We start from the raw sequence: 24,435 nt of genomic DNA on the forward strand, positions 1-24,435 counted from the left end.
GTATGTTCCTGCGCTTGGGGGCGAACCATACGTGCAGTCGCGGCAAGTGCGCCACGCCCGCTGCCTCATCCACCGCTTACGATCGGCGTGGCAGTCACGCGCCGCGGGGGCGCTTGGTGGTGAAAAAGATCGCCGACGGTATCGCGCGTCACATTGCCATCCTCGGGCGCCTTGGCGTGTACCCGATGATGCGGCTGTCCCTGCCCGGCCGGCGCCTGCTGGCGTACCTGGCCCTGAAACGGCAGCCCTTGCCGCGTGGCGTCGCGGCGGCCCAGCTCTGGCCGGACATGCCGGACGACGCGGGTCGCGCCAACCTGCGCCGCGCGCTGTGGCACGTTCCCGGGGGCTGGATTTCCACCTTGGGCGACGACCTCGTCCTCGATGCCGACTGCGACCTCGAAACGGCGCACGCCGTCGCCGCGCGTGCGCTCGCCGGGGAATCCGTGGCGTTGGAAGAGATCGCCCTGCTCTCGAACGACATCCTCCCCGGTTGGTACGAAGAGTGGGTTCTGCCCGAACAGGAAGCCTTCCACCTCCTGCGCGTGCAGGCGCTGGAAGCCATCTGTCGCAGCATGCTCGCCGCAGGCCAGCACGCGCTGGCGATCCAGGCCGGCGCCGCGGCGATGGCCGCCGATCCCCTGCGCGAATCCGCGGCGGAGGCCCTGATCGACGCGCACCTCGCCCAGCGCAACCGGTACGACGCCGTGCGCTGCTTTCGCACGCTGGCCGCGCAGCTGGATCGCGAGCTGGGCGTCGCGCCCGATCCGGCGCTGGCCGAGCGCGTGGTGGGGCTGGGTCGATCGGGCTGACGCCATGCGTCATCCCGGACGTTTCGTGGACGCCTGGCGGACGCCGGCGCGACGCAGCGAAGACGCCCGTTGCACGGCACGTCCATGCCACCGCGTTGCAAACGCCACGACGCCGTGATGCACCGCCCACGCACCGGCAGCACCCACGCAACGCTCCGGCACACAGCCGTGGATGGCCCCTGTGGTCGACTGGCGCCACCTGCTACCCGCGTGGAGCCCTCCCATGACGATCGACCAGCAATCCGAGCGGAACCCCTTCGATGAGGCTGTCTACGCATCGGAGGACGTTACGGCCACGACGGAAGCGCCGTCGTCGTACGAGGTGAGTTACACGCCCTTCGCCGAAGCGGCCGGGATGCCGGTATCCGAATCGGAGACCGATAGGATGTTGATGGAAGCCTTTGCCCAGCTGCGTGACGAAGCCTTCGATGGCGCCGTCGCCTTCCTCGCCGAAGAAACCGAGCAGGCCATCGCCGACCGCTTCACCGACGAATCGCCCGCGTCGGCCGCCGAGCGCGAGCGTTATGGCGATGCGCAACTCTCCGCCGTCCGCTTCGAAGCCCAGCAATACCTCGCATCGCTGGAAGCCGGGCTCGCGGGCGAGCACATCGACGCCATGTCGGAAGACCAGCTCGGTGAAGCGCTGGATCGGCTGGATCCCCAGCCGGGCGAACTGACCCCGGCCGGCGAAGAGTTCCTTGGCTCCCTGATCAAGAAGGCCAAGAGCGCGGTCAAATTCGTGGCGAAGGCCGCGAAAGGCGTGGGCTCGGTGGTCGGCAAGGTCGCCGGCACCCTGCTCGGGCCGGTGCTGCAGAAGCTTCGCGCGCTTATCAACCCGCTGCTGAAGCGGGTCCTTTCCATTGCGATCGGCCGGCTTCCGGTCGCGCTGCAACCCAGTGCACGGGCGCTGGCGAAGCAGATCGCTTCCGAAACATGGCAGGAAGGCGGCGGCGCCTATGAAGGCGTCGCTTCGCCCGCCAGCCTGGCCGACCCGGCATCACTCGCCGAATCGTTCGATGCGTCGCTGGCCGAAGCCCTGGTCTCCGATTCGGCGAACAACTTTGCCGGCGAAACCTATGAAGACGCCGACCGCGAAGCGCCGGCGGACGGCCGGGCCCTCGAGCGCCTCGCCGAGGCACGCGGTGAGCTGATCGACCGGATCCGCACGGCGCGCGACGAAGAGGACCTCGCTCCCGCGATCGAACAGTTCGTGCCAGCGCTGCTGGGTGCACTGCGCCTTGGCATCAAGCTCGTCGGCCGGCCCAAGGTCGTCCAGTTCCTCGCACGCTACCTGGGCCAGGTGATCCGCGGCTGGGTCGGCCCAACGCTCACCGCACCGCTGTCGAGCGCGATCGTCGACACCGGCCTGCGCCTGGTCCAACTGGAAACGAACGGTGAAACCAGTGCATCGCGCATCGACGAGGCCGGCCCGGTCGCGTTGGCCAGCGTGGTCGAGGACACGACGCGGCGTCTTGCTGAAAGCGAGGAATACATCTTCGACAACGAAGACCTGACCCAGCTCGCCACCGCCGATGCGTTCGGCGAAGCGGTGGCCACGCACTTCCCGCAACGCTTCGTGCGCGCCGCCCTGCGCCAGGCACCGTCGTTGGGTGGCACCTTCGTCGCGCGACGCCCGCGCAGCGTTCGTACCTATCGCAAATACAGTCGCACGCCGGAGGTGGAGATCACCGCGCAGATCGCCGACGCGTTGCCGACGTTTGGCGGCACGACCGTCGGGGCCGTGCTGCGTGCTGCCGGCGCGACCTTCCCGGTCCGTGCGCGGCTGCATATCTACGAAGCCGTCGCGGGAACCACCCTGCCACGCATGCTCCGGGTGGACCGCGCCAACGGCGGCAGCGGCCATGCCGCGTCGTCGCAGGTGCATCCGTTGACGCCTGAAGCGGCGGGATTGCTGCTGCACGAGCCGAAGCTCGGCGTCGCCACCGCACCGGCGTTCCTGCAGTCCCGTACGCGGATCGCCGTCGGCCAGCGCTTCTACCTGATCGAACCGATCGGGGCGGCCGGTGCCCTGGTGCTGTCGGAAGCCGCGCCACGCGCAGCGGCGGCCCGCCTCGCGCCGAGCCGCGCATGGACGGTGGCCAACCTGCGTCGGTCGACGATCACCGTCGGCCTGTATTTTTCCGAAGCCGATGCGCAGGGCCTTGCCGAGAGCATCCGCCAGGGTCGCGGTCCCGCGGCACTGTTGCAGGCCCTGTCGACGCTCTACCGCACGTCGGCCCAGCCCTCCGCCGCCGCGCCCCATGGCCACCTGCGCCTCGTCCACGAGGACAGCGAAGACAACGAGGAACTCGCGCCGTCGGCTGGCCACGCCTTGCCGGGCCATGTCGTCGCGGGCCTGCGCCGTCGCGTGGAAAGCTGGGTGCTGCCTGCGCTGGCGGCCTGGGTGAAGGACAACAGCGAAGCGTTCGCACGGGCCGCGGCCCATCCCGATGCCGGTGTCACCGTACGCATCCGCCTCACCGCCGTGCCGGGCCTCGACGCGCTCGCACAGGCCACGTCCGCGGCCAGCGCCGAGGCCGCGCTGCGCGGCACACCCTCCATCGCGATCAGCGTGGCGTCGGGCAAGGGTCGGAAATGAGCAACGTGTCCGCCATCGACCACCGCCTGGTCATCGCCGACCTGGAACGCCAGGTCGCGCACTGGCTGGCGGCGTCACGCACGTTTCGCGATGCGGAAGACTTCGCGTCGCTCGCGGCGTGGACCTCGGTCGAGCGCGAGATCGGCGTTCCGCTGCGTCGCCAGATGAACGCCACGGTGGAAGACCTGGTCGCGCTGGGCGATGCGACCGCCACACTGATCCAGAAGGCCCGCAACGCCCCTGCCCTGCTCGTCCAGGCCAACGCCGCGGTGCAACGCTTCCGGCACCGCTACGTGCAGGTCGATACGACCCTGGATTTCCTTGGCGATGCGGTGAATTCGCGGACGAGCCCGTCGCTGTGCGCGACGCTGTCGACGCTCGACCGGCTGGCCGTGGCGAGCATGGCGCCGGTCCTGCAACGCGCGAACAAGCCGGTGCCTGGCGTGCTGGTCTACCAGGACAAGGGCACCGGTGCATCGATCCTGCGCGCCGGCGTGCGGCTGTGGGCACCGGGCACGATCATGCCCGTGGCGGCGATCAAGATCGTGCGCCATAACCTGTATCGACCGACCTCGCTGTTCCACGAGACGGGACACCAGGTCGCTTACCTCACCGGCTGGACGGCCTCGGTACGCCACGCCATCGGCGCCGTCCTTGCCGACGATCCACCGCTGCAGGCGATGTGGACCGCATGGGCTTCGGAGATCACCGCCGACGTCTACGCCTTCCTGCACACGGGATACGCCTCGGTCGCCGCGTTGTACGACGTGGTCGGCGATGCACAAACGATCCTCATGTGGCCCATGGGCGATCCCCATCCGATCGGCTGGCTGCGCACCGCGCTCGGCTGCGCCTTCTCGAAGCAGTGCTTCGGCGCGACCGGGCCGTGGGTGCACCTGCAACGCGCGATGGAAGCCTGCCACCCGGCGAGCTCCGCGGACGAAAGCGTGCAACCGCTGCTCGCGCGATCGCTGGAGGCCATGCCGCGGATCGCCGCCGCCTGTCTCTCCGCACCCGTGCCCGCCTTGCATGGCCGGCCGATGACCGACGTGCTCGATCCGCAGCGCGTCTCGCCGACCGCGCTGGCCGACCTCGAGCGCTACGCCGGATCGGCACTGTGGACGTCGTCGCACTGGCGCCACGCGGAAGGCATCCGGATCGTCGCCCTGGCCGGCCTGCGCGAGGCCGAGCAGCCCGAAACCGCGCCACGCTGGATCGAACGGGCGCGCACCTGGTTTACCGCAGGAGTCCGCGCGGCATGAACAAGCGAACGAGGAGAACCGACATGCGTCAGCAACCACCCGATGAGCCCGGTGAGGAAAGCCAGCAGCATCTCGCCGACATGCGCCGCGAGATGGAAGAGATGAGGGTGCTGGTGCGACAGCTGATCGGCACCAACGCGGTCGAGAACGTGTTGATCAACGGTTTCTGCAAGCTATCCGCGCAGCTGGAGCCTCTGGCCGAGCTTACCCCGCCGCGGCGTACGCCGATGGATCCGAAGGACATGGCCCGCCTGGCCCACGTCCGCGCGGAACTGAAACGGCCGACGTGGATCGGTACCGGCTCCCTCGAAACACCCCACCCGTCCTGGAGCACGCCATGATCCAGCAGCTTATCCAGCGCATGATCGATGCGGGCTACACGCAGAATGCAGCGGCCCTGGAAGTGCTCACCGCCGATCCGCTCGACCTGGCCCTGCACATGGAGCAGGTGTGGAGCGCAGCGGGACATCCGATCGGGCCAGCGCGACAGGCCTTGTTGAACACGGGGAAGTTCGCGCCATTCGCACCGCCCAGCGGTAATCGCGCGTGGGACCATCTCGGCTACAGCTATGCGCTGGAGAACACCCGCGCCGTGCAGATCCTGCGTCGCGTGGTGCGAGCATTCCGCTCCGGCGAAAGCCTCGGCATCCCGCTGGTGGATACGCAGCGCTGGCTGGACGCGACCGAGTCGCTGCTGTTCGGCGCGGCGAATCCGCTGCCGCCGTGGCTGTCGACCAGCGAGGTGCGCCGGCCGGCCGAAGACGTACGCCGCAATGCCTACGACCGCGTGTTCGGCGTGCAGCTGGCCTTCGGCACCGACGACAACCAGCCATCCACCTACGACCGCCCCAACGTCAGCAACACCCAGTTCGTGCACCTGTTCGAGGAGTTGTTGTTCGAGGTGTGGCAGGCGATCTCGAACGTGAAGAACTCCTCCGGCGTGAACTCGTCGGACGACGACCGGATCTATCGCATTGCCCAGGAGCTGCAGTTCACCCTGCAGTCCCGGCGGCAACAGCAGCTGCTCGACCGCGAGGAGCTTGCGGCAGCGACGGTGCTGGGCTGGACCGAGCTCAGCTTCAACGCCAACACGCCCTTCATCAGGGACTGCGGTGTCACCGGCACGGACGAGGCCAGCCGCTGCAAGTCACTCGGCCTGAAGGTGGGGCTGCCTGCGCACGGCCGGTCCGAGGCGATGTTCGCCATGGCGCCCGACCTGTCGCTGTTCCTGCGCACGCTGGAGTCCGACGTCGTGAAAAAAGGCACCGCGTGGGTTCTCTACCTCGACCAGCCGCCGGCGACGGCGCCACCCGGTTCGCCGGACCCGATCGGCGAAGAGAGCCGTCGCCTGATCACGGAGTGGGCCGCCGCCACGGGCAAGGACCTGAAGGTGCGTGCCAAGCCCGTCGATACCCAGCGTCCGCGGCTCGTCAGCGTGCAATGAGGAAGTAACGCCATGTCTAGCCCATCTAACTCGTACGACGAACTCGGCCTGGATACGCCGTTCGCGTTGGGACAAGGGGATCGGGAGGCCCTGGACACCGAACCGACGTGGCACGCGTTCGACGAATCGCCTTTCGCCCGGGAGAGCGACGAGAACGGATCCGGCCTCGCGGCCGACCCGTACGCCGGCGAAGAGCTGGCATGGCTGGACATGCCCAGCGTCACCGCGGCGCCGTCGCTCGAACACCTGGACGACGAAGAGCGTGACGCCAGCGAGACCGATGCCGTGGGCGAATCGCAGGAGTATGCCGACCCCGAAGCCGAAGAGCCTGCCACCACGACGACACCACTCACGGCACAGCAACGCGCATGGGTCCTGGCCCTGGATCGCTCGGCCATGGAACGCCTGCCAGATGCGGCGATGCGCGACCGTTTCCTCGGCCAGGACTGGTCGGGCATCGAGTTTCCCGGCAATGTTCCCAGGGGCGAGCACGCCACCGACGAGATCAAGCGGCACTGGACCCTCGCACGCTCGTTGTTCAACGCGATGGCCGGGGTAACGCCGGAACGCCGCGTACCGTCGATGCTGCGCTTCCACGAACATCCCGCCCGGCCCGTGCCCGGGCAGCCCGCGCAAAAGCTCTTTGCCGAAGCGCGCGATGCGTTCACCCGCATGCGCGATGCCGCACGGGCGGATGGCGTCGGGCTCGTGATCCTGTCGTCGTGGCGGAGCCGGACGCAGCAGGCGTCGATCAGCGCGAACCAGCCCAATCCCAATGCCGCCGCCCGCGGTGTGTCGGCGCACATGTACGGCCTCGCCATCGATCTGCAGATGAGCGTCGGCGGCTTGCCGGTGAAGGAGATCAACACGCGCGTCGACCGCGCCAGTGCCGCGAAGGCGGGGACCGCCGCGAAGATGGGTAACCTCGTGCGGATGTACCGGTCACCGGTCTACAAGTGGATGGCCTTGCGCGGCCGCGACTTCGGCTGGTTCCCGTATCGCAACGAGCCGTGGCACTGGGAGTACAACCCGCCGGGATTCAAGGCGCGCTTTGAAGCGCCGCAGGGTTCGCCTGTCACCTCCGAGTCCGAAGACGAAGCGCCGGGCGCGGCATCGGTGCGTACGTTCACGGCGAAGGCCCTGGGCGTCAGGGTCGCCGTCTACGTGACACAAGCCGCGCGAAACGCCTCGCGCGTGGAGATGCTCGTCTTCGCCCACGGCCTGGACCTGTGCAAGCCGGTGTTGAAGAACCGCCCGGCGTCGTTCATCACCGGCCGCCCGTTCGAGCTCGGTGCGCTGGTCGAAGCCTCCGGACGGCCGATCGTGCTGCTGGTGCCCTTCCTCGACTGGGAGCACCTCGCCGCGAACGGCATGGCCTTCGGCCCGAAGTGGCACCGGCTGGCCCAGCCGGAAAACTTCAACGCCGTGGCGGCGGAAGCGCTCGAGCAGGCCCGCATGCTGACGGGTGCCGCGACGCCACCCCGGCTCTCGCGCCTGATTCTCTCCGGCCACTCGCGTGCCTACGGCTTCTTCGATGCCCTCGCCCATGCGCATGCGTCGGCCGCCATGCATGCGGGTGCGCTCGGCCAGCCCACCCACGTCTGGGCACTCGACACCACGTACTCGGCACCGATCGCCGACTGGCGGGCGTGGCTCGCCTCGCGCGACGACCTGCAGGCCACCGTGGTCTATCGCCATGCGAAGGGAGCCGAGCGCGACCTGACCACCGGCCTGCGTGGCCGCGAGTTCGGCAAGCTCGCCACGACGAGCCAGGGCCGCCTTTCCGTGATTCCCGTCGACGCTGGCAAGGTGGCGCATTGTTCGATACCCGCCACTTACCTGCCCCGTCTCCTCGCCGCCCTACCGTCGGTGGCGAGCGAAGCCGAAGCCGATAACGAAACCTATGAGCAAGGCATGGGCGAGGCCTTCGATGAAGGCGAGGATCTCGCCAGCCAGGTCACCGAGGCCGACAGCCTGGCTTCGGAGGATGCGCCGGGCGCGGGCAGCAACGAGGACAGCCCCTCGCGCTTCGACGCGTTCAACGACAGCCGCGACATGGAATGGGGTGCGGAATCCAGCGAAGAGACAACGCCGTACGCCGAGGCGGACGAAACACTGGCATTCGCGCAAGACGAGACGAGCCTTGCCAGCAGTGGCCTGACCGCTTCGGAACAGCGCGCGGTGGAGATCACCACCCTGTTCGAAACCGGTAAGCCCGGCGGCTTCTATGGGCTGAGCGGCAACTTCGACGGCCAGGGCCTTTCCTTCGGCATGGTGAACTGGACCATCGGCACCGGTAGCCTGCAGCCCCTGCTACGCGATTTCGCGAAAGAGAACCCCGATCGCTGGGTCCGGGTGTTCGGCACGGATGCATCGCGGTTCCTGCAGCTGCTGGCCCGCAAGGACAGCGACGGCATCAAGGAGCAGCATCGCTTCGCCGTGGAGCAGATGAACACCTCGTCGATCGGTGCCCGGGGCAAGCGCATCTGGACGGTGCGGCAGCCGTGGGTCGGTTACTTCAAGGCGCTCTCCGAGGACACGGCGTTCCAGAAGATCCAGGTGCGCTACGTCCGCGACCTGCTCGCGCGAGCCGATTACTACTGCCAGGCGTTCCACCTCACCAGCGAGCAGTCGTTCTGCTTCATGTTCGACGCCGTGGCCAGCCACGGCAAATGGTGGACGAAAAAGAAGTTCGATGGCGTGGAAAAGCGCCGTGTCCTGGTCGAGCAGGCGATGAAGGCGCTGACGGCCCGCTTCGGCGCAGGTGCCATCCCCGAAGCCGAGGTCTTGCTCGCGATCGCGGACGTCCTTGCCACGACATCGGCGCAACGCTGGGCCGACCAGGTCCGTCGCCGCAAGCGCTGGTTCGTCACCGGCCAGCACCCGCGGGCCCGCGAGCTCGCGCCGTACAGGCCGCGATCCGGCGTGGCGTACGCTACTTCGCGGGCTTCCTGAAGCGAAGCATGAAGCGGTCGGTCTTGCCCTTCACCGCCGGGTCGAAGATCTTCATCGTATGGTCGTCCGCCGCGTTGGCCAGCAGCGCGGATTCCTCGTCGAGCACGAAGCCGGCCTTCTCCACTTCGGCCTTCACGGTGGCCACCTCGATGCGATGCAGGTCTTCGGTGTTCTTCAGCCCCTGCCCCTTCGCTGCCGCGTGGTCGACGATCACGTAATAGCCGCCGGGCTTCAGCAGCTTGAACACGGCCTGGTTGAACGCGTCGACGCTCGCCCCCTTCATGAAGCTGTCGTGCAGGTCGTGGTAGTTCTCGAAGGTCCAGATCACGTCGAAGGTGTTGAACATCTTCGCGGGCGGCGGCGAGGCAAGCGGGTCCGAGATCGCTTCGATGTTGTGGTACGCCGGTTCGGCCGCGAGCGCCCTGGCGATGGCCAGCGGGTCGCTCTTGAAGCTGGTGATCTCGGCCGGGACGTACGCATAGACCTTGCCCTTCGGCCCGACCACCGGCGAGAACAACCGGCTCCAGTAACCGCCACCCGGCCACACGTCCATCACCGTGTCGCCGGCCTTCACCTTCGAAAAGGCGACCAGCTCCGCCGGGTGCCGGACCGCGTCCTCGTCGGTGTCCTTGGCCGGGCGGTGCGAACCGGCCACCGCCGCCGCGATGGCGGGGTTGGCGGCAGGCGGCGCGGCCGATGCCGCCGTAACGGAAAAGACCGCCGCGGCGATCGCCACGGCCAGGAGGGTGGACTTCATGACTCGCCTTGCCTTGGGCACTGGGCCCCTTGGTCTACGGGAGCCCTAGCCTATTCCCCCGGCCGTCCACCCGCCATATCCCCGTGCAACCGATCGTCAGTGCAGGCTGATCACATAACTGAGGTCCACCGTGTACGCGATGACGCCGCCTACGCCGTGGCGTTCGTAGCGCATCACCTGCCCTGTTCGCTGCGTGCCGGTGAACAGGTCGTACAGGGTGAGGTAGACGCCCTGGGCCAGGGCCACGGTGTACTTGCTGGCCGCCAGGTAGGCTCCGATCGACTTGCTCACCGACGCCAGCCCCGCCTTGCTGATGGCGACGTCATGCGTCTTCGCGAGCGACTCCGCGGCCTTCTCGAAAAGGCTGTGGGCGGGTCCCGCATCCTTGCCCTGCAAGGCCATCGCCGTGGTCTTTGCCGCGGCGGTGAACACGCTCGCCAACGGCCCCGAGCCGTCGGTGCGAGACTGGATGACGGAGGCCACCATGTGGTCCGCGACCCAGGTCGGCAGTCCCAGCGAGAAGTCCTGCTGGAATTGCAGCGCGGGGCTGGTCGAATTGTCCGTGATGTAAGCCGTCATCACCTTGCCGCTCTTGCTGACCAGCGTGATCGACACCGCACCCGACGACCAGTGCCCTGCCCATTCGGCGGGCTTGAGGTCGGTATTCAACTGCATCGTTTTCGCGCCGGTCGGTGGTCCCGGGAAGTCACCGACGAACTGGGGCGGCGAGGACTCCTTCACGGCGAAGAACGCGTTCGCGTCGTTGTACGACCTGACGTTCCAGTTGGCGATGAAATATGGCGCGAAAAGGAATCCATCTAACGAGGCCTCGACGTCGCCGCCTTCGGCCTTCGCCAGGTTGGGTGGCGTCTCACCGTTCGCCTCGATGAACCATGCGACCTTCAACACACTGCTAGGCGCGTTGCTGAAATCGAGTGTCGCCGTGGCGTTTGCGGAGTTTCCCCCGATGAAGGGGTTGTCCCAGTGCACGTCGAGGAATTCGGTATGTCCCGAGCTGCCTTCGATCACGGCCGTGCTATAGCGAACGGTGCCTTCCGTTCCGGTCATGAAGCCATCGGATTCGGAACGCCACTCCGCCATCCCGCCGGGCGCGATGCTTGCAGGCGGATACCAGGGGTCGGTGAACTGACCATGGTCGTGGTGATCGGAGACGTACGAGAGGAATGACGATGTCTGGTTGCTAAACAGACACCGCACGCTGCGAGCTGCCATGATCTGACTCCTTCCGGTATGAAGGCCGCCGGATCCCCCTACGCTCGCGATATTCTGCGTGTCGCAGGCGCAGGTCTATACGGTGTTCGCTCCCTGCGGAACACATAGGGCGAAGGAGTTAAGTAAAACTTCGCAGCGCGTCGCAGCTGGCGAGATCCATCAAAGCACGACGGTCACGCCCGATGTCGTCCGTGATTTGACGTCGTAGCTGCAGCGAAAGGTGAAGGTCTGCCCGGAGCCACCGGTCCCGGCGAAGCTCCCGTCGCCCGATACGTCGACGCGGTTGTCTCCGGCGACCGAACCATCGGAGTGCAGGACCTTGACGCTACCCGCCGAGGGCATGCGCGAACGCACTTCCTGGCTGGCGGCATCGCTGCAGGCACTCACCGAGAAGGGGTCGACCGTCTGGTGATCGCGTGCGTCGAAGGATGACCATTGCGCGGATGCGACGGCGGGAATACACGCCAGGGCGAGAAACCAGAGCTTCATGCCAACTCCCAGCCGGCCCACCGATGGGCCGACAGGTGGCAGCGTTCGCCCGGAGGCGTGCAAGAGGAGTGACTGCCGCGTGTGCACCCGGCACGCCGATGGACAGCCATGGCCGGAATCGACGTTTATCCGCCATGGCCGGCGCCCCATGGCATGTCTACGATCCCGGGATTCCCGGCGCTGTGCCGGGCCCGATCGGGAGACATTCCGTTGAGTGATGACGTAAATAAGCCCGTCGCACTGGTTACTGGTGCATCGTCCGGCATGGGCAAGGATTTCGCGCTGAGGCTGATCGACGAAGGCTATATCGTCTATGGCGCGGCGCGCCGCACGGTCCGCATGACGGATGTGTCCGACGCCGGTGGGACCGTGATCGCGATGGACGTTACCGACGATGCATCGATGGTCGACGCGGTCGAGCGGATCATCGCTGCCCACGGCCGGATCGATGTGCTGATCAACAATGCGGGCTATGGCCAGTTCGGCGCACTGGAAGACGTCCCCATGGAAGAAGCCCGCCGCCAGATGGAGGTCAACCTGTTCGGGCCGGCACGGCTCATCCAGCTCTGCTTGCCGCACATGCGGGCACGGCGCTTTGGCAAGATCTTCAACATCTCGTCGATCGGTGGAAAGCTGGCGACACCGCTAGGCGGCTGGTACCACGCGTCGAAGCATGCGCTGGAGGGCTTTTCCGATTCACTGCGCAACGAGGTGCGTGCGTTCGGTATCGACGTCATCGTGATCGAGCCAGGCGCCATCGCATCGGAATGGAGCGGGATCGCCGCGGAAGAAGCCGACCGGTATTCTGGCCGCGGCGCGTATGCCAGGCTCTCGTCCAGCTTCCAGGCATGGCATGCCCGTGCGGGCAATGCACCACCGCCGAGCGTCATCAGCGACCTGGTGGTCAAGGCGCTGCGCACCACGCGACCGGCGACGCGGTACCACGGAGGCGGCCTTGCCGGGACGATGCTGTTCCTCCGGCGCTGGCTGTCCGACCGCATGTTCGACAAGGTCGTGATGTCGATGTATCGCTGACAGGAAAGCCGGGGCAGCTAGCCCCGGCTTGTGCGTCACGCACGCCCGCCAATCGATCAATGCTTGTGTGCCTTGAGTTTGGCGACCAGCACGTCACCGAACTCCGGGGCCGACATCGGCTGCTGGCCGGTGATCAGTTCGCGGTCGACGACCACGTTGCTGTGCCAGTTGGCGACCGTATCGACATGGGCGCCGGCTTCGGCCAGCGCGTTCACTGGATAGAACTGGACCGACCCACCGAGGCCCTGCGGGCCTTCGAGCTGCTGCTCTTCGCCGGTGGAGAACACGGTCACGCGGTAACCCGCATACGGCCAGCCCCTGGCAAGCTCGTTGGCCTTGCCGTCGTTGGCGATCATCGACGCCACGAAGGCATCCGGATCCTTCAGTGCCGATAGCAGCACGATCGGCCCGTGGCAGATGATGCCGGTCGGACGGCCCGTGTCATGGAAGCTGACCAGGATCTTGCCGAGGTTCTTGTCCTTCAGCAGGTCGACCATGGGCGCATGGCCACCCGGGATGAACAGGCCTACGTAACCGTTGGTGCCTTCGGCCACGACCGATGCGAGCGTCTTCGGGTGCTTCAGCTGGGCGATGCCCTGGGCGTACTTCAGCGCATCGGCGCGTGCCGCATCGTCGCCGCCGAAGAACATCTTGTTGTTCGAATTGACGTCCATCACGGGTTCGTCGCCGTTCGGGTTGACGATGACCGGCTCGTATCCCGCGTCGACCAGCTTGCGGTACGGCACGACGAACTCATTGAGGTAGTAGCCCGTCGAGTACGTCTTGCCGTCCTTCAGGTCCAGCTCGTGGGCACTGGACATGACCACCAGTACCTTGCCTTTGGACTGGGCCGACGCCGTCGGTGTCACCATGCCGGCCGTCGCCATGGCAAGCACGGCCGTGCTCCATTTAAAAATATTCATGATCGTTTCCTCGGTGATAGGGGGAGTTGAATCAGGCCTTGCCAGCGGCTGTGCGCAGGTAACGCGGTGCCGGCTTCGCATTGGTGAAGCTCGGGGAGATGGCGAGGCGTGCCTTTTCCCAGGCGAGCCACTCGTTGTTGTCGTGCAGGCTCGGGATGGTCACGAGCTCGCCGAGGTCCAGGCCGGCCAGTGCCGCGTCGACCAGGTCCTGCGCGGTCATCGTGTTCTCCGAGTGCTTCTGCGGCGCGTAGCCGGCAACGTCCCAGAATTCGGTTCCGGTGGCGGCAGGCAGCACGGTCTGGATACGCACGCCCTTGTCGGCGAGATCGCGCTGGAGCACGTGGCCAAAGCTCAGCACGTACGACTTCGATGCGCTGTAGACGCCGTTGAGCTTCTCGACGGCGATGGCGACGGCCGAACTGATGTTGATGATCGTGCCGGCGCCGCGGGCGACGAAGCGCGGGGCGATCGCATAGGTGAGTCGGGTGAGCGCGGTGATGTTGAGGGAGATCATCGCCTCCATCTCGTCGACGTTCTCCTGCAGCACCGAGGCAACCGAGCCGATGCCAGCATTGTTGACCAGCATGCTGATGCTGTCGTCTTCGCGGAGGGTCTTTTCGACCGCGGCCAGGCCGGCCCTGTCGTTGAGGTCGGCGGCGATGGTCTTCACGGAACGGCCCGTGTCGGTGGCCAGGCGGCCAGCCAGCGCATCGAGGCGTTCGGCATTGCGAGCGACCAGGATCAGGTCATAGCCACGCCGTGCGAGCCGGTCGGCGTAAATGGCGCCAATACCGGTGGAGGCGCCAGTGATGAGCGCAGTACCTTTGGATGAGTGAGTCATGTCGTTTCTCTCAGGTTGGCCCGACGACGTGTCGGTGCATGGACTGAATTGTGAGAACGGCGGCCCGCATCCTCAATGTCATAGATGCAATGATTTAGGCCATGTCCGAAATCGCCTTCCCAGACGCACAAGGAATAGCTCCGCGATAGCGCGACGAACATGCCGTAGACATGGCGATTCAGGACACCCTCGACGCCGGGCGATGGCCTGAATTCCGTGCTTATCCGACATATGGCAGCGAACGCCACACGCCTACGATCAGGCCTCGATTCCTAGAGGAGCACCTACATGGCTTACCAAACCATCAATCCGACGACGGGCAATGTCGTCAAGACCTATCCGAACCACACGGATGCCGATATCGAGGCCGCACTGGCTGCCGCCCACGCGCTTTACAAGTCATCCTGGTCGAGGGCGCCGATCCAGCCGCGCCTGCAGGTGCTCGAGCGTCTTGCGGATCTCATCGATGCACGCAAGGAAGAACTGGCCCGGATCGTCGTCCAGGAAATGGGCAAGCTGATCTCCGATGCACGCGACGAGGTATGGATCATCGCCGAGATCGCACGCTTCTACGCTCGCAACGCCGAGGCATTCCTCGCCCCGGTGAAGATCGAATCCGGGCTCGGCGAAGCATGGATCGAGCACCATCCCCTCGGTGTGCTGATGGTGGTCGAACCGTGGAACTTCCCTTACTACCAGCTCATGCGCGTGTTCGCGCCCAGCTTCGCCGCCGGTAACCCGGTGATGGCCAAGCACGCCAGCATCGTCCCGCATTGCGCCACGGTCTTCGAGGAACTGGTCAGGGAGGCCGGCGCACCGCACGGCGCATGGGCCAACCTGTTCATCACCTCCAGCCAGGTCAGCGACATCATCGCGGACGACCGCGTGGTGGGCGCCGCCATGACCGGGTCCGAAGGCGCGGGCACGGCGATCGCTACGCAGGCGGCGAAGCACCTGAAGAAATCGACCCTGGAGATGGGTGGCAACGACGTCTTCGTCGTCCTCGACGACGCCGACCTGGACAAGGCACTGGAAGCCGGCGTCTTTTCGCGCCTGCACATCAGTGGCCAGGAATGCATCTGCGCTAAGCGCTTCGTGTTGCACGCCGCCATCGCCGACACCTTCCTCGAACGGTTCACCAGGGCCATGGCCGAGGTGAAGATCGGCGATCCCATGGACGAGACCACGAAGCTTGGACCGCTCTCGTCCGCCGACGCGGTTGCCGGCCTCGCCAGGCAGGTCCGTGCCGCGGTGGAGCATGGGGCCACGCTGCACCTCGGTGGCCAGCCGATCAAGCGCGACGGCAACTTTTTCGAGCCGACGATCCTCACCCACGTGACCCGCGACAACCCGGCGTATTTCGAGGAGTTCTTCGGTCCTGTGGCGCAGGTCTACGTGGTGCAGGACGACGAGGAGATCATCGAGCTGGCCAACGATTCGCGCTTCGGCCTCGCCGGCGCGATCTTCTCGAACAATATCGAGCGCGCTCGTGAACTGGCGTCGCGGATCGAAACGGGTGGCGTCTGGATCAACACGTTTGCGAGCACCGCGCCCGAACTGCCCTTCGGTGGCGTCAAGCGTTCCGGCTATGGCCGTGAACTGTCGCACCTTGGGATCAAGGAGTTCGTGAACCAGAAGCTGGTGCTTGTGAGTCACTGAGCCTGGTCGCGAACGCGCCGCGCCTCGCCAACCTGCGCAGCAACTGTGGCGACTGCCCGAACGAACGCAGGAAGGCGCGGCGCATCCGGTCCCGATCGCTGAATCCGGTCTGGCGCGCGACCACGTCCATGGGGTGCCGGCTTTGTTCGACCAGGGCGCGTGCGCTTTCTACCCGCATCGACTCGATCGCCCGCGCGGGCGACTGGCCGGTTTCGGCGTGGAAGGTGCGGCTGAAGTGACGCAGGCTCAGGCAAGCAGCGTCCGCCAGGTCTTCGACGGTCAGCGGACGGTGCAGGTTCTCGCGCGCATAGGACAGCGCCGTCTGGATGCGGTCGGATTTCGGTGCCAGGTCCAGGAGTGCGGAGAACTGTGACTGTTCTCCGCTGCGTCGATGATAGATCACCAGCTCGCGCGCGACGGATGCCGCGAGTTGGACGCCAAGGTCCATCTCGATCAGCTTCAGGCCGAGGTCCAGCCCGGCAGCTCCGCCTGCGGTCGTCCAGATCGGGCCGTCATTCATGAAGATGCGATCGCGATCGATCTTCGCCCTGGGAAACCGGCTCTGCAGTTCATCGGCATGCAACCAGTGGGTCGTGGCATGCCTGCCGTCCAGCAAGCCCGCTTCGGCCAGCACGAACGCGCCGGTACTCACCGCGGCGATGCGTCGATGGCGCCGCGTCGCCTTCCTGACGAAGGCAATGAGGCCTGCGCTCGCCGTCACCGGGTGGGTCGCACCGCCCAGCACCAGCGTGTCGAACGGCATGTCCGAGAAGGCTTCGCTCTCGACCATCATCCCAGCCGAGGTCCTGATGGGGCCGCCCGACTCGGAGACGAAGTGCAGGTCGTAGGGCTGGCCGAAGGCAACCGAATTGGCCACCTCGAAGGCCATGGCGATCGTCAGCGCCACAACGGAATAGCCGGGATAGACAATGAAGGCGATATCACGCAAAGGAGGCGCTCCTGTGGAGAGTGGTGCATGCGCCCTGAATCCTTTTCGTCGGGTCCGGAACGGCGACGGTGCCATGGGCACTCCGTCGTCATGGATGACTCTAGCTTTTCCGGATGCCGGGGTTTATACCTTCCGACTCACAAGGGCTTGTGAGCGTGGTTCATCAATCGCGCGGCCCCTGGTGCAATGTGCGAAGAGAGGCGTCGTGACACCTGGGCATGCGGGCATGGGAGGACCACGATGAAGCGGGGAGAACTCGACGAGCTGTTCGCCTTCGTCACGATTGCCCGCACGCGCAGCTTCACGCGTGCCGCTGCCGAGCTCAATCTCTCGCCTTCAGCGCTGAGCCATACGATGAAGGGACTGGAAGCTCGCCTGGGCGTTCGCTTGCTGGCCCGGACGACCCGCAGCGTCGCGCCGACCGCCGCCGGCGAACGATTGCTGCGCTCGGTCGAGCCCGCGCTGAAGGAAGTCCAGGCCGGCGTCACCGCGCTCGGTGACTGGCAAGACGAGCCACACGGCCACCTAAGGCTGACCACGTTCATCTACGCGGCGCGTACCGTCCTTGCACCGGTGCTACCGCAGTTCCTGATCGACCATCCGAAGGTCACCGTCGAGGTCGTCCTGGACTCGCGCCTCAGCGACCTCATTGCCGAAGGCTTCGACGCGGGAATCCGCTTCGGCGAATCGCTCGAACAGGACATGGTCGCCGTGCCGGTGGGACCGGATGCCCGCATGGTGGTCGTGGGCTCGCCAGCCTATTTCGAACGGCATCCGCGGCCGCAGACGCTGGCCGACCTCGACGCGCACAACTGCATCAACTATCGCCAGATCGGCTGCGGCGGATTGATGCCGTGGGAGTTCGATAGCGACGGCAAGGAGCTGCGCGTACGGACCAGCGGCCAGCTGGTCGTCGACGATGGCGATCTCGCGGCAGCCGTGATCATGGGCGGCGCCGGCCTGGGCTACATGATCGAGGAGCACGCACTGCCTTACATCGCCCGGGGGCAGCTCATCCGCGTGCTGGACGAATGGTGCGCCCCGTTCCCGGGGCTGCACCTCTGCTATCCCAGCCGACAGGTGACGCCAGCCCTGCGTGCGCTGATCGACGCCATGCGCTGGACCCCGCCCTAGCCTACCCTGCTACTTCCTTACCTGACCGGCGTGCGCTTCTTCCAGCTTCTGCAACAACGCCGCGGCGAACGCGTGGTCCGAGAACGGCTGCTGCGCCGTGATCAGCTCTCGGTCCTGCACCACCCTGGGCGTCCACGGCGCCGCGTTTTCCAACACGGCGCCCGCCGCCGCGAGGGCCTCGTCGTTGTAGTAAGGCGCCGGACCACCCAACTGCGGCGTCTCGATCTGCTGTTCCTCGGCCTTCGAGAACACGGCGACGTGGTAGCCCGCGTAAGGCCAGCCGTGAGCAAGCCCACGCAACGCGCCCGTGTCCTGCCTGTTGAGTGCCGCATCGAACGTCTCCGCATCCGGCATGGTCGACACAAGCGCCATGGGACCGTGGCAGATCAGCGCGGTGGGCAACCCACGATCGTGGAAGCTGCGCAGGATGGCGCCAAGGCTCTTGTCCTTGACCAGGTCGATCATGGGCGCGTGGCCACCCGGAACGAACACGGCGACGTAATCCTGGGTATGCCCGACCACGCTCGCCAGCTTCATCGGGTGATGGACGCCGGGAAAGCTATCGACCAGGCGAAGCGCCGCCATGCGAGCGTCGTTGCTTCCACCGAAGAACTTCGGATCGTTGGAGCTCGCATCCATCGAAGGTGTATCGCCATTCGGGTTGGCGAACTCGGGCGTGTAACCCGCTTCGATCAGTGCCTTCAGGGGCACGGCCAGCTCGTTGAGGTAATAGCCCGTGGCGTAGGTCTTGCCGTCGCGCAACGTCAGCAGGTGTCCACCGGACATGACGACGAGCACCTTGCCCTTCGTTGCCTGCGTGGGCGTCGCTGCATGGACCGTTGCCATGCCACCGATCAGTAGCGTCGCCACCAGCGCTTTGAGTGCATATCGTTTCATGGTCTTACTTCCCGTGGATTGATCGTCGTTGCCGACCAATGTAGGAAGCCAGGCCCCGGCCATCCATGCCGAATAGACAGGGTTTTCAGGCCACGCGTCAGATCGCCAGTTCGGACGCGGCGGAGGCGCGCTGGATCGACTGCGGCGACTGGCCGAAGGCACGCAGGAAGGCCTGCCGCATCCGTTCGCGATCGCCGAAGCCGGTCTCCCGGGCGATCACTTCGATCGGATGGCGACTGGTTTCCATCATCATCCGTGCCGCCTCCACGCGTAGGCGTTCGACGGCCTTGGCCGGCGACTGCCCCGTCTCGTCGCGGAACACACGGCTGAACTGCCGGGGGCTCAGGCGGGCCGCTTCGGCGAGCGCCTCGACCGAGAGATCGTTGCCGAGGTTTTCCTTCGCATAGGCGAGCGCCATCTGCACGCGGTCGGACTTCGCATTGAGTTCGAGCAGCGCGGAAAACTGGGACTGCCCTCCCCCACGCCGCTGGTAGATCACCAGCTTGCGCGCGACCGTGCGCGCGATCTCGACGCCGAAGTCTTTCTCGACGATGGCCAGTGCGAGGTCGACGCCCGCACTCATGCCGGCAGACGTCCAGACCTGGCCATCGATGACGAAGATGCGGTCTTCCTCGAGTTTCACCCTGGGATAGCGCTTCTCGAAGTCTCGCGCGTGATACCAGTGCGTCGTGGCCCGCTTGCCGTCGAGGAGGCCCGCTTCCGCCAGCACGAAGGCACCGGTGCACACCGACGCGACGCGGCGGGAATGATTCGGGGCGTCGCGCACGTAGTCGAGCAGGTTGGCGGAAGGCAGGCGGCATTCGTTGTCGCCCGTCACGATCAGCGTGTCGTAGCCTTTTTCACTGAGCGGATCGGTATTGACCGAGAAGCCCTGCGAGGACATCACCGCGCCACCGGTTTCCGAAATCAGTCGCAAATCATAGGCAGGCTCGCCCTGCATGAGGTTCGCGTACTCGAACACGGTGGCAACCGCGAGACCGAGCGATTGGAAGTTGGGATAAACGAGCAAGCCGACGGTATGCATGATGCGCCTCGCGACCGATGTCTCAAATCATTGGATGATGATTAAATAAGACGTGCCGGTGCGAATATCAAGCGCATTTCGTCGAATGCAGGCTCAGACCTGGGCGATGCCTCCGTCCACGAACAGCTCGCTGCCATTGACGAAGCTGCTCTCGTCGGAAGCGAGGAAAGCCACGACGTTTGCCACTTCGGCATCGCTGCCGGTCCTCGCCAACGGGGTCATGCCGGCGGCGAAATCGAAAAAGCCCCGGGCCTCGTCCCTGGTCGCGAACATCTCGTCGTAAGCCGGCGTTTCGATGACGCCGGGGCTCACGGCATTGACCCGGATGTTCCGGCCACGCAGGTCCGATGCCCACGTGCGCGCGAACGAACGGACGGCGGCCTTCGTCGCGCTGTAGAGGCTCCACGTTGCGAAGCCCTTGCTGCCGACGATGGACGAGCTGAGGATGATCGACCCGCCCGATCCCATCAGCGGGAGGGCCTTCTGTACGGTCCAGATCACCCCTTTCACATTGGTGCCGAGGAGTGCGTCGACGTGTTCCTCGGACAGCTCGCCGAGCGGCGCGGCGGCAGCGAAGCCCGCATTGGCAAAGACGATATCGAGCTTGCCCCCGTCCGCCCGCACTCGCTCGACTACCCGGTCGAGGTCGGCCTGGCGGGTTACGTCGCCCTGCACGGCCACGGCCTGGCTTCCCAGGGCGGCAACCGCTGCGTCGAGTTCCCCAGTGCGACGGCCGGTGATGTAGACCCTGGCTGCGCCATCGCGGAGAAACGCTTTGGCGGCCGCCAGGCCGATCCCGGAGCTTCCTCCGGTAACGAGGGCAATTTTTCCAGCGAGTCGTGACATGTCGTTGTCCTGCGATGGGGGCGAGATTGGTGTTACTTGAGGGCTCAAGCGTATGCCTGGCATTCCGGCCTTGTCAATGGTCGAGTACTCAACCAAAATGCAGGCATGAACAAGGCCAAGCCCCAGCCAGCCGCCAGGCGTCCGCGCAAGACGCGCGCCGTCGACGTCGATTTCCGGGACATGCCTGCGTGCACCAACACTGCGATGCGACTGGCGTCACGGCGCCTGGGCAATCTCTACGACGATGCTTTCGCGAGCGTGGGCCTGAAGGCGACGCAGGTGAGCCTGCTGGCCGAGGTCGATCGACTCACCAGCGCAGGCCAGGGCAAGCCACCGACCTTGCAGGAGCTCTCGCTCAAGCTCGCGATCCTGATGTCGGCACTGACCCATGCGCTCCGTCCACTCGTGCGCGACGGCCTGCTTGAACTCAGGCAGGATGCGGACGACGGGCGGACGAAGCGTGCGGCGCTGACCCGACTGGGCGTGACGCGCCTTGGCGAGGCTGGCGAGCGCTGGTCAGTGGTCAACCAGTCGGTCGAAAAAGTACTAGGTACCGAGTCCGCCGCCACGCTGCGGGCTTTGGCGGACCGCGTCGCATCGGACGAGTTTCTTCTCGCGTTTCAGAAGGTCGCTTCCGGGTGATCAGCGCAACGCCCTGAAAAAGGCGCGAATGTCCCCGGCAAGTGCTTCCGGCTCCTCCATCGCAGCGAAATGCCCGCCCGCCCGCATCGTAGTCCAGCGCTGCACGTTGAATCCGCGTTCGACCCAGCTTCGCGGCGGCGTCGGCAGTTCGTGCGGGAAGTGCGCCACGGCGAAGGGCACCGGGCTTCGTTGTTCCGAAGTGAGATGCATCGGTCGCTTGCGGCCCTCTACATACATGCGCATGGCCGGGCCCATCGAGGCGCGGAACCAGTAGAGGGAGACGTTGGTGAGTATCTCGTCGAGCCTGTCGCCCTGGAGCATCCGGTCTGGATCGCCGCTCCAGCCATGGAATTTCTCGAGCATCCACGCCAGCAGGCCGGCGGGTGAATCGGTCAATGCGGGTGAGAGAGACTGGGGCTTCGTGCCGTGGACATGCGCATAGCCGCCCTCCGCATTCGTCCATGCGGCCGACCTGTCGAGGAATGCCTGTTCTTCCCCGCTGACGGGAGGCTCGCCAGCGCCAAGCGGAGGCCGGTACGAACCGGGAATGAAATTGAGATGCGTGCCGATGACGGCGTCCGGATGCCGCAACGCCATCCAGCTGGAAACGCCTGCGCCGATATCGCCGCCCTGCGCGGCAAAGCGGTGGTAGCCGAGCCCCGCCATGAGCGACACCCAAGTATCGGCTACCTCGCGTTGCCCGATCCCGGGGCGCGCCGGCGCCGGTGAGTAGCCGAAGCCTGGCAACGACGGCACGACCACGGTGAATGCGTCGGCAGGGTCCGCACCGTGCGCGCCCGGGTCAGCAAGGAGCGAGGTGAGCCTGCCCATCTCCACGAACGAGCCGGGCCAGCCGTGCGTGATCACGATGGGCATCGGCGCGGGGCCCTTTCCCTGTGCATGCACGAGGTGGACATGCATGCCGTCCACATCCGCGATGAACTGCGGCTGTGCATTCAGGCGCCTTTCCGCCGCCCGCCAGTCGAACCGGTGCAGCCAATCATCGAGGACGCGATCCAGCGTCGCCGGATCACATCCCTCGTCCCAACCGATCGCATCCATCACCGGCGGAAGTCTCGTACGCGCGAGGCGATCCCGTAGATCGACGAGGTCGGCTTCGGGAATGTCTATCTGGAACGGCTGGATATCCATGGCTCATCTTGCACGAAGCTTCGCGGGCGCGCAGTGAAGGCGTCGCAGCGAACGTGCATCAGGCCGACGAGGCGGCTTCAGCAAGCTCCTGCGTGTCGATGTATTCGCGGATGTGGGTGACCTTGCCATCGCGGACCCGCATCGAGAACACCCAGTGGTCTTCGAACGGTTTGTTCGTCGCCTTGACCTTCCCTTTGGCGACGCCGATGACCATCACGCGATCGCCTTCGGCGACGTACTCGGCGGCCTCTGGCGACGTCGTCTCCATCGTTTCCGACTCGGTCTTGAGCAGATGGGCAACGCCCGCATGCCCGCGATGCGTGCCAGCCAGTGGCCAGTCCTTGCCCGGGATGATCCATTCGATATCCGCGGCGCACAGGTCCAGTAGCCCTTGCTTATCGCCACGCCCCACGGCCGCGAAGAAATCCTTCACGACCTGGACATTCGTCTTCTCGCTCATGGATGCGTCTCCGTCATTCGATTCGGTGGTCAGAGTTGCGCGAGGCCGCCGTCGACGGCCAGCTCGCTCGCGGTCATGAAGCTGCTGTCCGACGAAGCAAGGAAGGCTGCCGCCGCACCGATTTCCGAGGGATCGGCCATGCGCTGTAGCGGCGTCATGGACGCGAACACCTTCTGCCCTTCTTCGCCCAACGCGGCCTTGGCGAGCTCCGTTGCGGTCGCGCCGGGCGACAGCACGTTGACCCGGATGCCCGTGCCCTTCAGGTCTTCCGCCCAGGTCCGCGCGAGGTTGCGCACGGCGGCCTTGCTCGCGCTGTAGGCGCTCATACCCGGCGCGCCGGTGGTACCCGCGCTGGATCCGGTCAGGATGATCGAGCCGCCCTCACCCATCAGCGGCAGCGCCTTCTGTACGGTGAAGATCGCGCCCTTCACATTGGTATCGAAGGTTTCGTCGATGTGCTCGGCGGTGATCTTGCCCAGCGCAAGCTGGGTGCCTGCCCCCGCGTTGGCGAAGACGATATCGAGCGTGCCGCGTTCGGCCTTCACCGCCGCGTAGAGGCGATCCAGGTCGGCCGGGTCCGAGACCGAACCCTTTACCGCGCGGGCATTCGGACCCAGTTCGGCAAGGGCGGCATCGAGTGCATCCTGGCGACGGCCGTATATGAAAACGAAGGCGCCTTCTTCGATAAAGCGCCTGGCGGCCGCAAGGCCGATGCCGGTGGCGCCGCCGGTAATCACGGCGGTCTTTCCGTTCAATCGCGTCATGTCGTGTGTCCTCATAGCGTGGTGCAAGCAGGTAGTTGCTCGCTTGAGGACAAGAATGGCGACCTGATAACCTTCGGACAAGTATGCACTTTTAGGTAAGTATCAAATGACGACGCCTCCTGAAATCTGCGACACCGGCTGTGGCCTAAATGCCACGCTCCGCGTCATCTCCGGGAAGTGGAAGCCGCTGATCCTGTTCTTCCTGCGCGATGGCTCGAAGCGTTACGGTGAGCTCAAGCGGCTTGTCGGTGGCGTGAGCGACAAGGTGCTGATCCAGCAATTGAAGGACCTGGAAGCCGACCAGGTGCTCGCGCGAACCAGCTATAACGAAGTGCCGCCGCGCGTCGATTATTCCCTGACACCGTTGGGCCGGAGTCTCGCCGAAGCGATCCTGCCGCTGTGCGCCTGGGGTACCGCGAATGCCGCGGAAATGGCCCGCATCTTCGCCGGCCGCGACGCGCAGTCGTAGCGGGCGACGCGATCACACCGACATGGCATCCTGCCCCTTACGATGCCCCGAGACACTCGGACCAAGGAAAC

23 protein-coding genes are annotated in these 24,435 nt (G+C 65.9%); 11 read left to right on the forward strand and 12 right to left on the reverse strand.

Features of this window, described 5'->3' with window-relative positions:
- The first annotated feature begins 119 nt into the window (after window positions 1-119).
- From KPL74_06025 to KPL74_06050, 6 genes are all read left to right on the forward strand, one after another.
- Window positions 120-809, forward strand: a complete 690-nt coding sequence (locus KPL74_06025; protein ID QWT21560.1) for a hypothetical protein — start codon at window positions 120-122, stop codon at window positions 807-809.
- Window positions 810-1,032: 223 nt separating this feature from the next.
- Entirely contained in the window at window positions 1,033-3,408 is a 2,376-nt protein-coding gene (locus KPL74_06030; GenBank protein ID QWT21561.1) for a hypothetical protein, read from the forward strand.
- The gene (locus KPL74_06035) at window positions 3,405-4,670 is read left to right on the forward strand and encodes a hypothetical protein (GenBank protein QWT21562.1); all 1,266 of its coding nucleotides are present in this window, start codon (window positions 3,405-3,407) and stop codon (window positions 4,668-4,670) included. The genes KPL74_06030 and KPL74_06035 overlap by 4 nt, the downstream gene beginning before the upstream one ends.
- Before the next feature lie 23 nt (window positions 4,671-4,693).
- Entirely contained in the window at window positions 4,694-5,011 is a 318-nt protein-coding gene (locus tag KPL74_06040) for a hypothetical protein (GenBank protein ID QWT21563.1), read from the forward strand.
- Window positions 5,008-6,114, forward strand: a complete 1,107-nt coding sequence (locus KPL74_06045) for a hypothetical protein (GenBank protein ID QWT21564.1) — start codon at window positions 5,008-5,010, stop codon at window positions 6,112-6,114. The genes KPL74_06040 and KPL74_06045 overlap by 4 nt, the downstream gene beginning before the upstream one ends.
- A 12-nt stretch (window positions 6,115-6,126) precedes the next feature.
- The gene (locus KPL74_06050; GenBank protein ID QWT21565.1) at window positions 6,127-9,069 is read left to right on the forward strand and encodes a M15 family metallopeptidase; all 2,943 of its coding nucleotides are present in this window, start codon (window positions 6,127-6,129) and stop codon (window positions 9,067-9,069) included.
- Here the strand turns inward: KPL74_06050 and KPL74_06055 are convergent.
- From KPL74_06055 to KPL74_06065, 3 genes are all read right to left on the reverse strand, one after another.
- Window positions 9,050-9,826 (reverse strand): hypothetical protein, encoded by a 777-nt coding sequence (locus tag KPL74_06055; GenBank protein QWT21566.1) that lies wholly within the window; start codon window positions 9,824-9,826, stop codon window positions 9,050-9,052. The two genes, KPL74_06050 and KPL74_06055, sit on opposite strands and share 20 nt — an antisense overlap.
- A gap of 96 nt (window positions 9,827-9,922) precedes the next feature.
- Window positions 9,923-11,059 carry a hypothetical protein gene (locus KPL74_06060; GenBank protein ID QWT21567.1) on the reverse strand — a complete coding sequence of 379 codons (1,137 nt, stop codon included), beginning with the start codon at window positions 11,057-11,059 and terminating at the stop codon, window positions 9,923-9,925.
- Window positions 11,060-11,218: 159 nt separating this feature from the next.
- Window positions 11,219-11,548, reverse strand: coding sequence for a hypothetical protein (locus tag KPL74_06065; protein QWT21568.1), 330 nt, complete (start codon window positions 11,546-11,548; stop codon window positions 11,219-11,221).
- 153 nt (window positions 11,549-11,701) lie between these two features.
- On the opposite strand from KPL74_06065, the gene KPL74_06070 reads away from it, so the two are divergent.
- Window positions 11,702-12,583, forward strand: coding sequence for an SDR family NAD(P)-dependent oxidoreductase (locus KPL74_06070; protein QWT21569.1), 882 nt, complete (start codon window positions 11,702-11,704; stop codon window positions 12,581-12,583).
- 56 nt (window positions 12,584-12,639) lie between these two features.
- Here KPL74_06070 and KPL74_06075 read toward each other — a convergent pair whose 3' ends face one another.
- Both KPL74_06075 and KPL74_06080 read right to left on the reverse strand, forming a co-directional pair.
- Entirely contained in the window at window positions 12,640-13,506 is an 867-nt protein-coding gene (locus tag KPL74_06075) for a type 1 glutamine amidotransferase domain-containing protein (protein QWT21570.1), read from the reverse strand.
- A 31-nt stretch (window positions 13,507-13,537) separates the two neighbouring features.
- On the reverse strand, window positions 13,538-14,347 hold the full coding sequence (locus KPL74_06080; protein QWT21571.1) for an SDR family oxidoreductase: 810 nt from the start codon (window positions 14,345-14,347) through the stop codon (window positions 13,538-13,540).
- 288 nt (window positions 14,348-14,635) lie between these two features.
- Here KPL74_06080 and KPL74_06085 point away from each other — a divergent pair, with 288 nt between their 5' ends.
- Complete coding sequence (locus KPL74_06085) at window positions 14,636-16,006, forward strand: NAD-dependent succinate-semialdehyde dehydrogenase (protein QWT21572.1); 1,371 nt, start codon at window positions 14,636-14,638, stop codon at window positions 16,004-16,006.
- On the opposite strand, the gene KPL74_06090 is transcribed toward KPL74_06085, so the two are convergent.
- Window positions 15,963-16,955 carry a GlxA family transcriptional regulator gene (locus tag KPL74_06090; GenBank protein QWT21573.1) on the reverse strand — a complete coding sequence of 331 codons (993 nt, stop codon included), beginning with the start codon at window positions 16,953-16,955 and terminating at the stop codon, window positions 15,963-15,965. The genes KPL74_06085 and KPL74_06090 overlap by 44 nt on opposite strands.
- A gap of 240 nt (window positions 16,956-17,195) precedes the next feature.
- Here KPL74_06090 and KPL74_06095 point away from each other — a divergent pair, with 240 nt between their 5' ends.
- The gene (locus KPL74_06095) at window positions 17,196-18,089 is read left to right on the forward strand and encodes a LysR family transcriptional regulator (GenBank protein QWT21574.1); all 894 of its coding nucleotides are present in this window, start codon (window positions 17,196-17,198) and stop codon (window positions 18,087-18,089) included.
- A gap of 9 nt (window positions 18,090-18,098) precedes the next feature.
- Here KPL74_06095 and KPL74_06100 read toward each other — a convergent pair whose 3' ends face one another.
- The 3 genes from KPL74_06100 to KPL74_06110 form a co-directional block, all read right to left on the reverse strand.
- Window positions 18,099-18,986: a type 1 glutamine amidotransferase domain-containing protein gene (locus tag KPL74_06100; GenBank protein QWT21575.1), complete on the reverse strand. Its 888-nt coding sequence runs from the start codon at window positions 18,984-18,986 to the stop codon at window positions 18,099-18,101.
- Window positions 18,987-19,083: 97 nt separating this feature from the next.
- Window positions 19,084-20,031, reverse strand: a complete 948-nt coding sequence (locus tag KPL74_06105; GenBank protein QWT21576.1) for a GlxA family transcriptional regulator — start codon at window positions 20,029-20,031, stop codon at window positions 19,084-19,086.
- A 93-nt stretch (window positions 20,032-20,124) separates the two neighbouring features.
- The gene (locus tag KPL74_06110; protein QWT21577.1) at window positions 20,125-20,877 is read right to left on the reverse strand and encodes an SDR family oxidoreductase; all 753 of its coding nucleotides are present in this window, start codon (window positions 20,875-20,877) and stop codon (window positions 20,125-20,127) included.
- A 105-nt stretch (window positions 20,878-20,982) separates the two neighbouring features.
- On the opposite strand from KPL74_06110, the gene KPL74_06115 reads away from it, so the two are divergent.
- On the forward strand, window positions 20,983-21,519 hold the full coding sequence (locus KPL74_06115) for a MarR family winged helix-turn-helix transcriptional regulator (GenBank protein QWT21578.1): 537 nt from the start codon (window positions 20,983-20,985) through the stop codon (window positions 21,517-21,519).
- On the opposite strand, the gene KPL74_06120 is transcribed toward KPL74_06115, so the two are convergent.
- Genes KPL74_06120 through KPL74_06130 form a run of 3 tightly spaced genes read right to left on the reverse strand, consistent with a single transcriptional unit; the run spans window position 21,520 to window position 23,895 of the window.
- Window positions 21,520-22,671 (reverse strand): epoxide hydrolase, encoded by a 1,152-nt coding sequence (locus KPL74_06120; GenBank protein QWT21579.1) that lies wholly within the window; start codon window positions 22,669-22,671, stop codon window positions 21,520-21,522.
- Window positions 22,672-22,729: 58 nt separating this feature from the next.
- The gene (locus KPL74_06125; protein QWT21580.1) at window positions 22,730-23,131 is read right to left on the reverse strand and encodes a nuclear transport factor 2 family protein; all 402 of its coding nucleotides are present in this window, start codon (window positions 23,129-23,131) and stop codon (window positions 22,730-22,732) included.
- A gap of 29 nt (window positions 23,132-23,160) precedes the next feature.
- Complete coding sequence (locus KPL74_06130) at window positions 23,161-23,895, reverse strand: SDR family oxidoreductase (GenBank protein QWT21581.1); 735 nt, start codon at window positions 23,893-23,895, stop codon at window positions 23,161-23,163.
- Between the two features lie 106 nt (window positions 23,896-24,001).
- On the opposite strand from KPL74_06130, the gene KPL74_06135 reads away from it, so the two are divergent.
- A complete protein-coding gene (locus KPL74_06135; protein QWT21582.1) occupies window positions 24,002-24,364 on the forward strand; it encodes a helix-turn-helix transcriptional regulator in 363 nt (120 codons plus the stop codon).
- The last annotated feature ends 71 nt before the right edge of the window (window positions 24,365-24,435 follow it).

This window comes from Bacillus sp. NP157, assembly GCA_018889975.1.
Taxonomy (GTDB): domain Bacteria; phylum Pseudomonadota; class Gammaproteobacteria; order Xanthomonadales; family Rhodanobacteraceae; genus Luteibacter.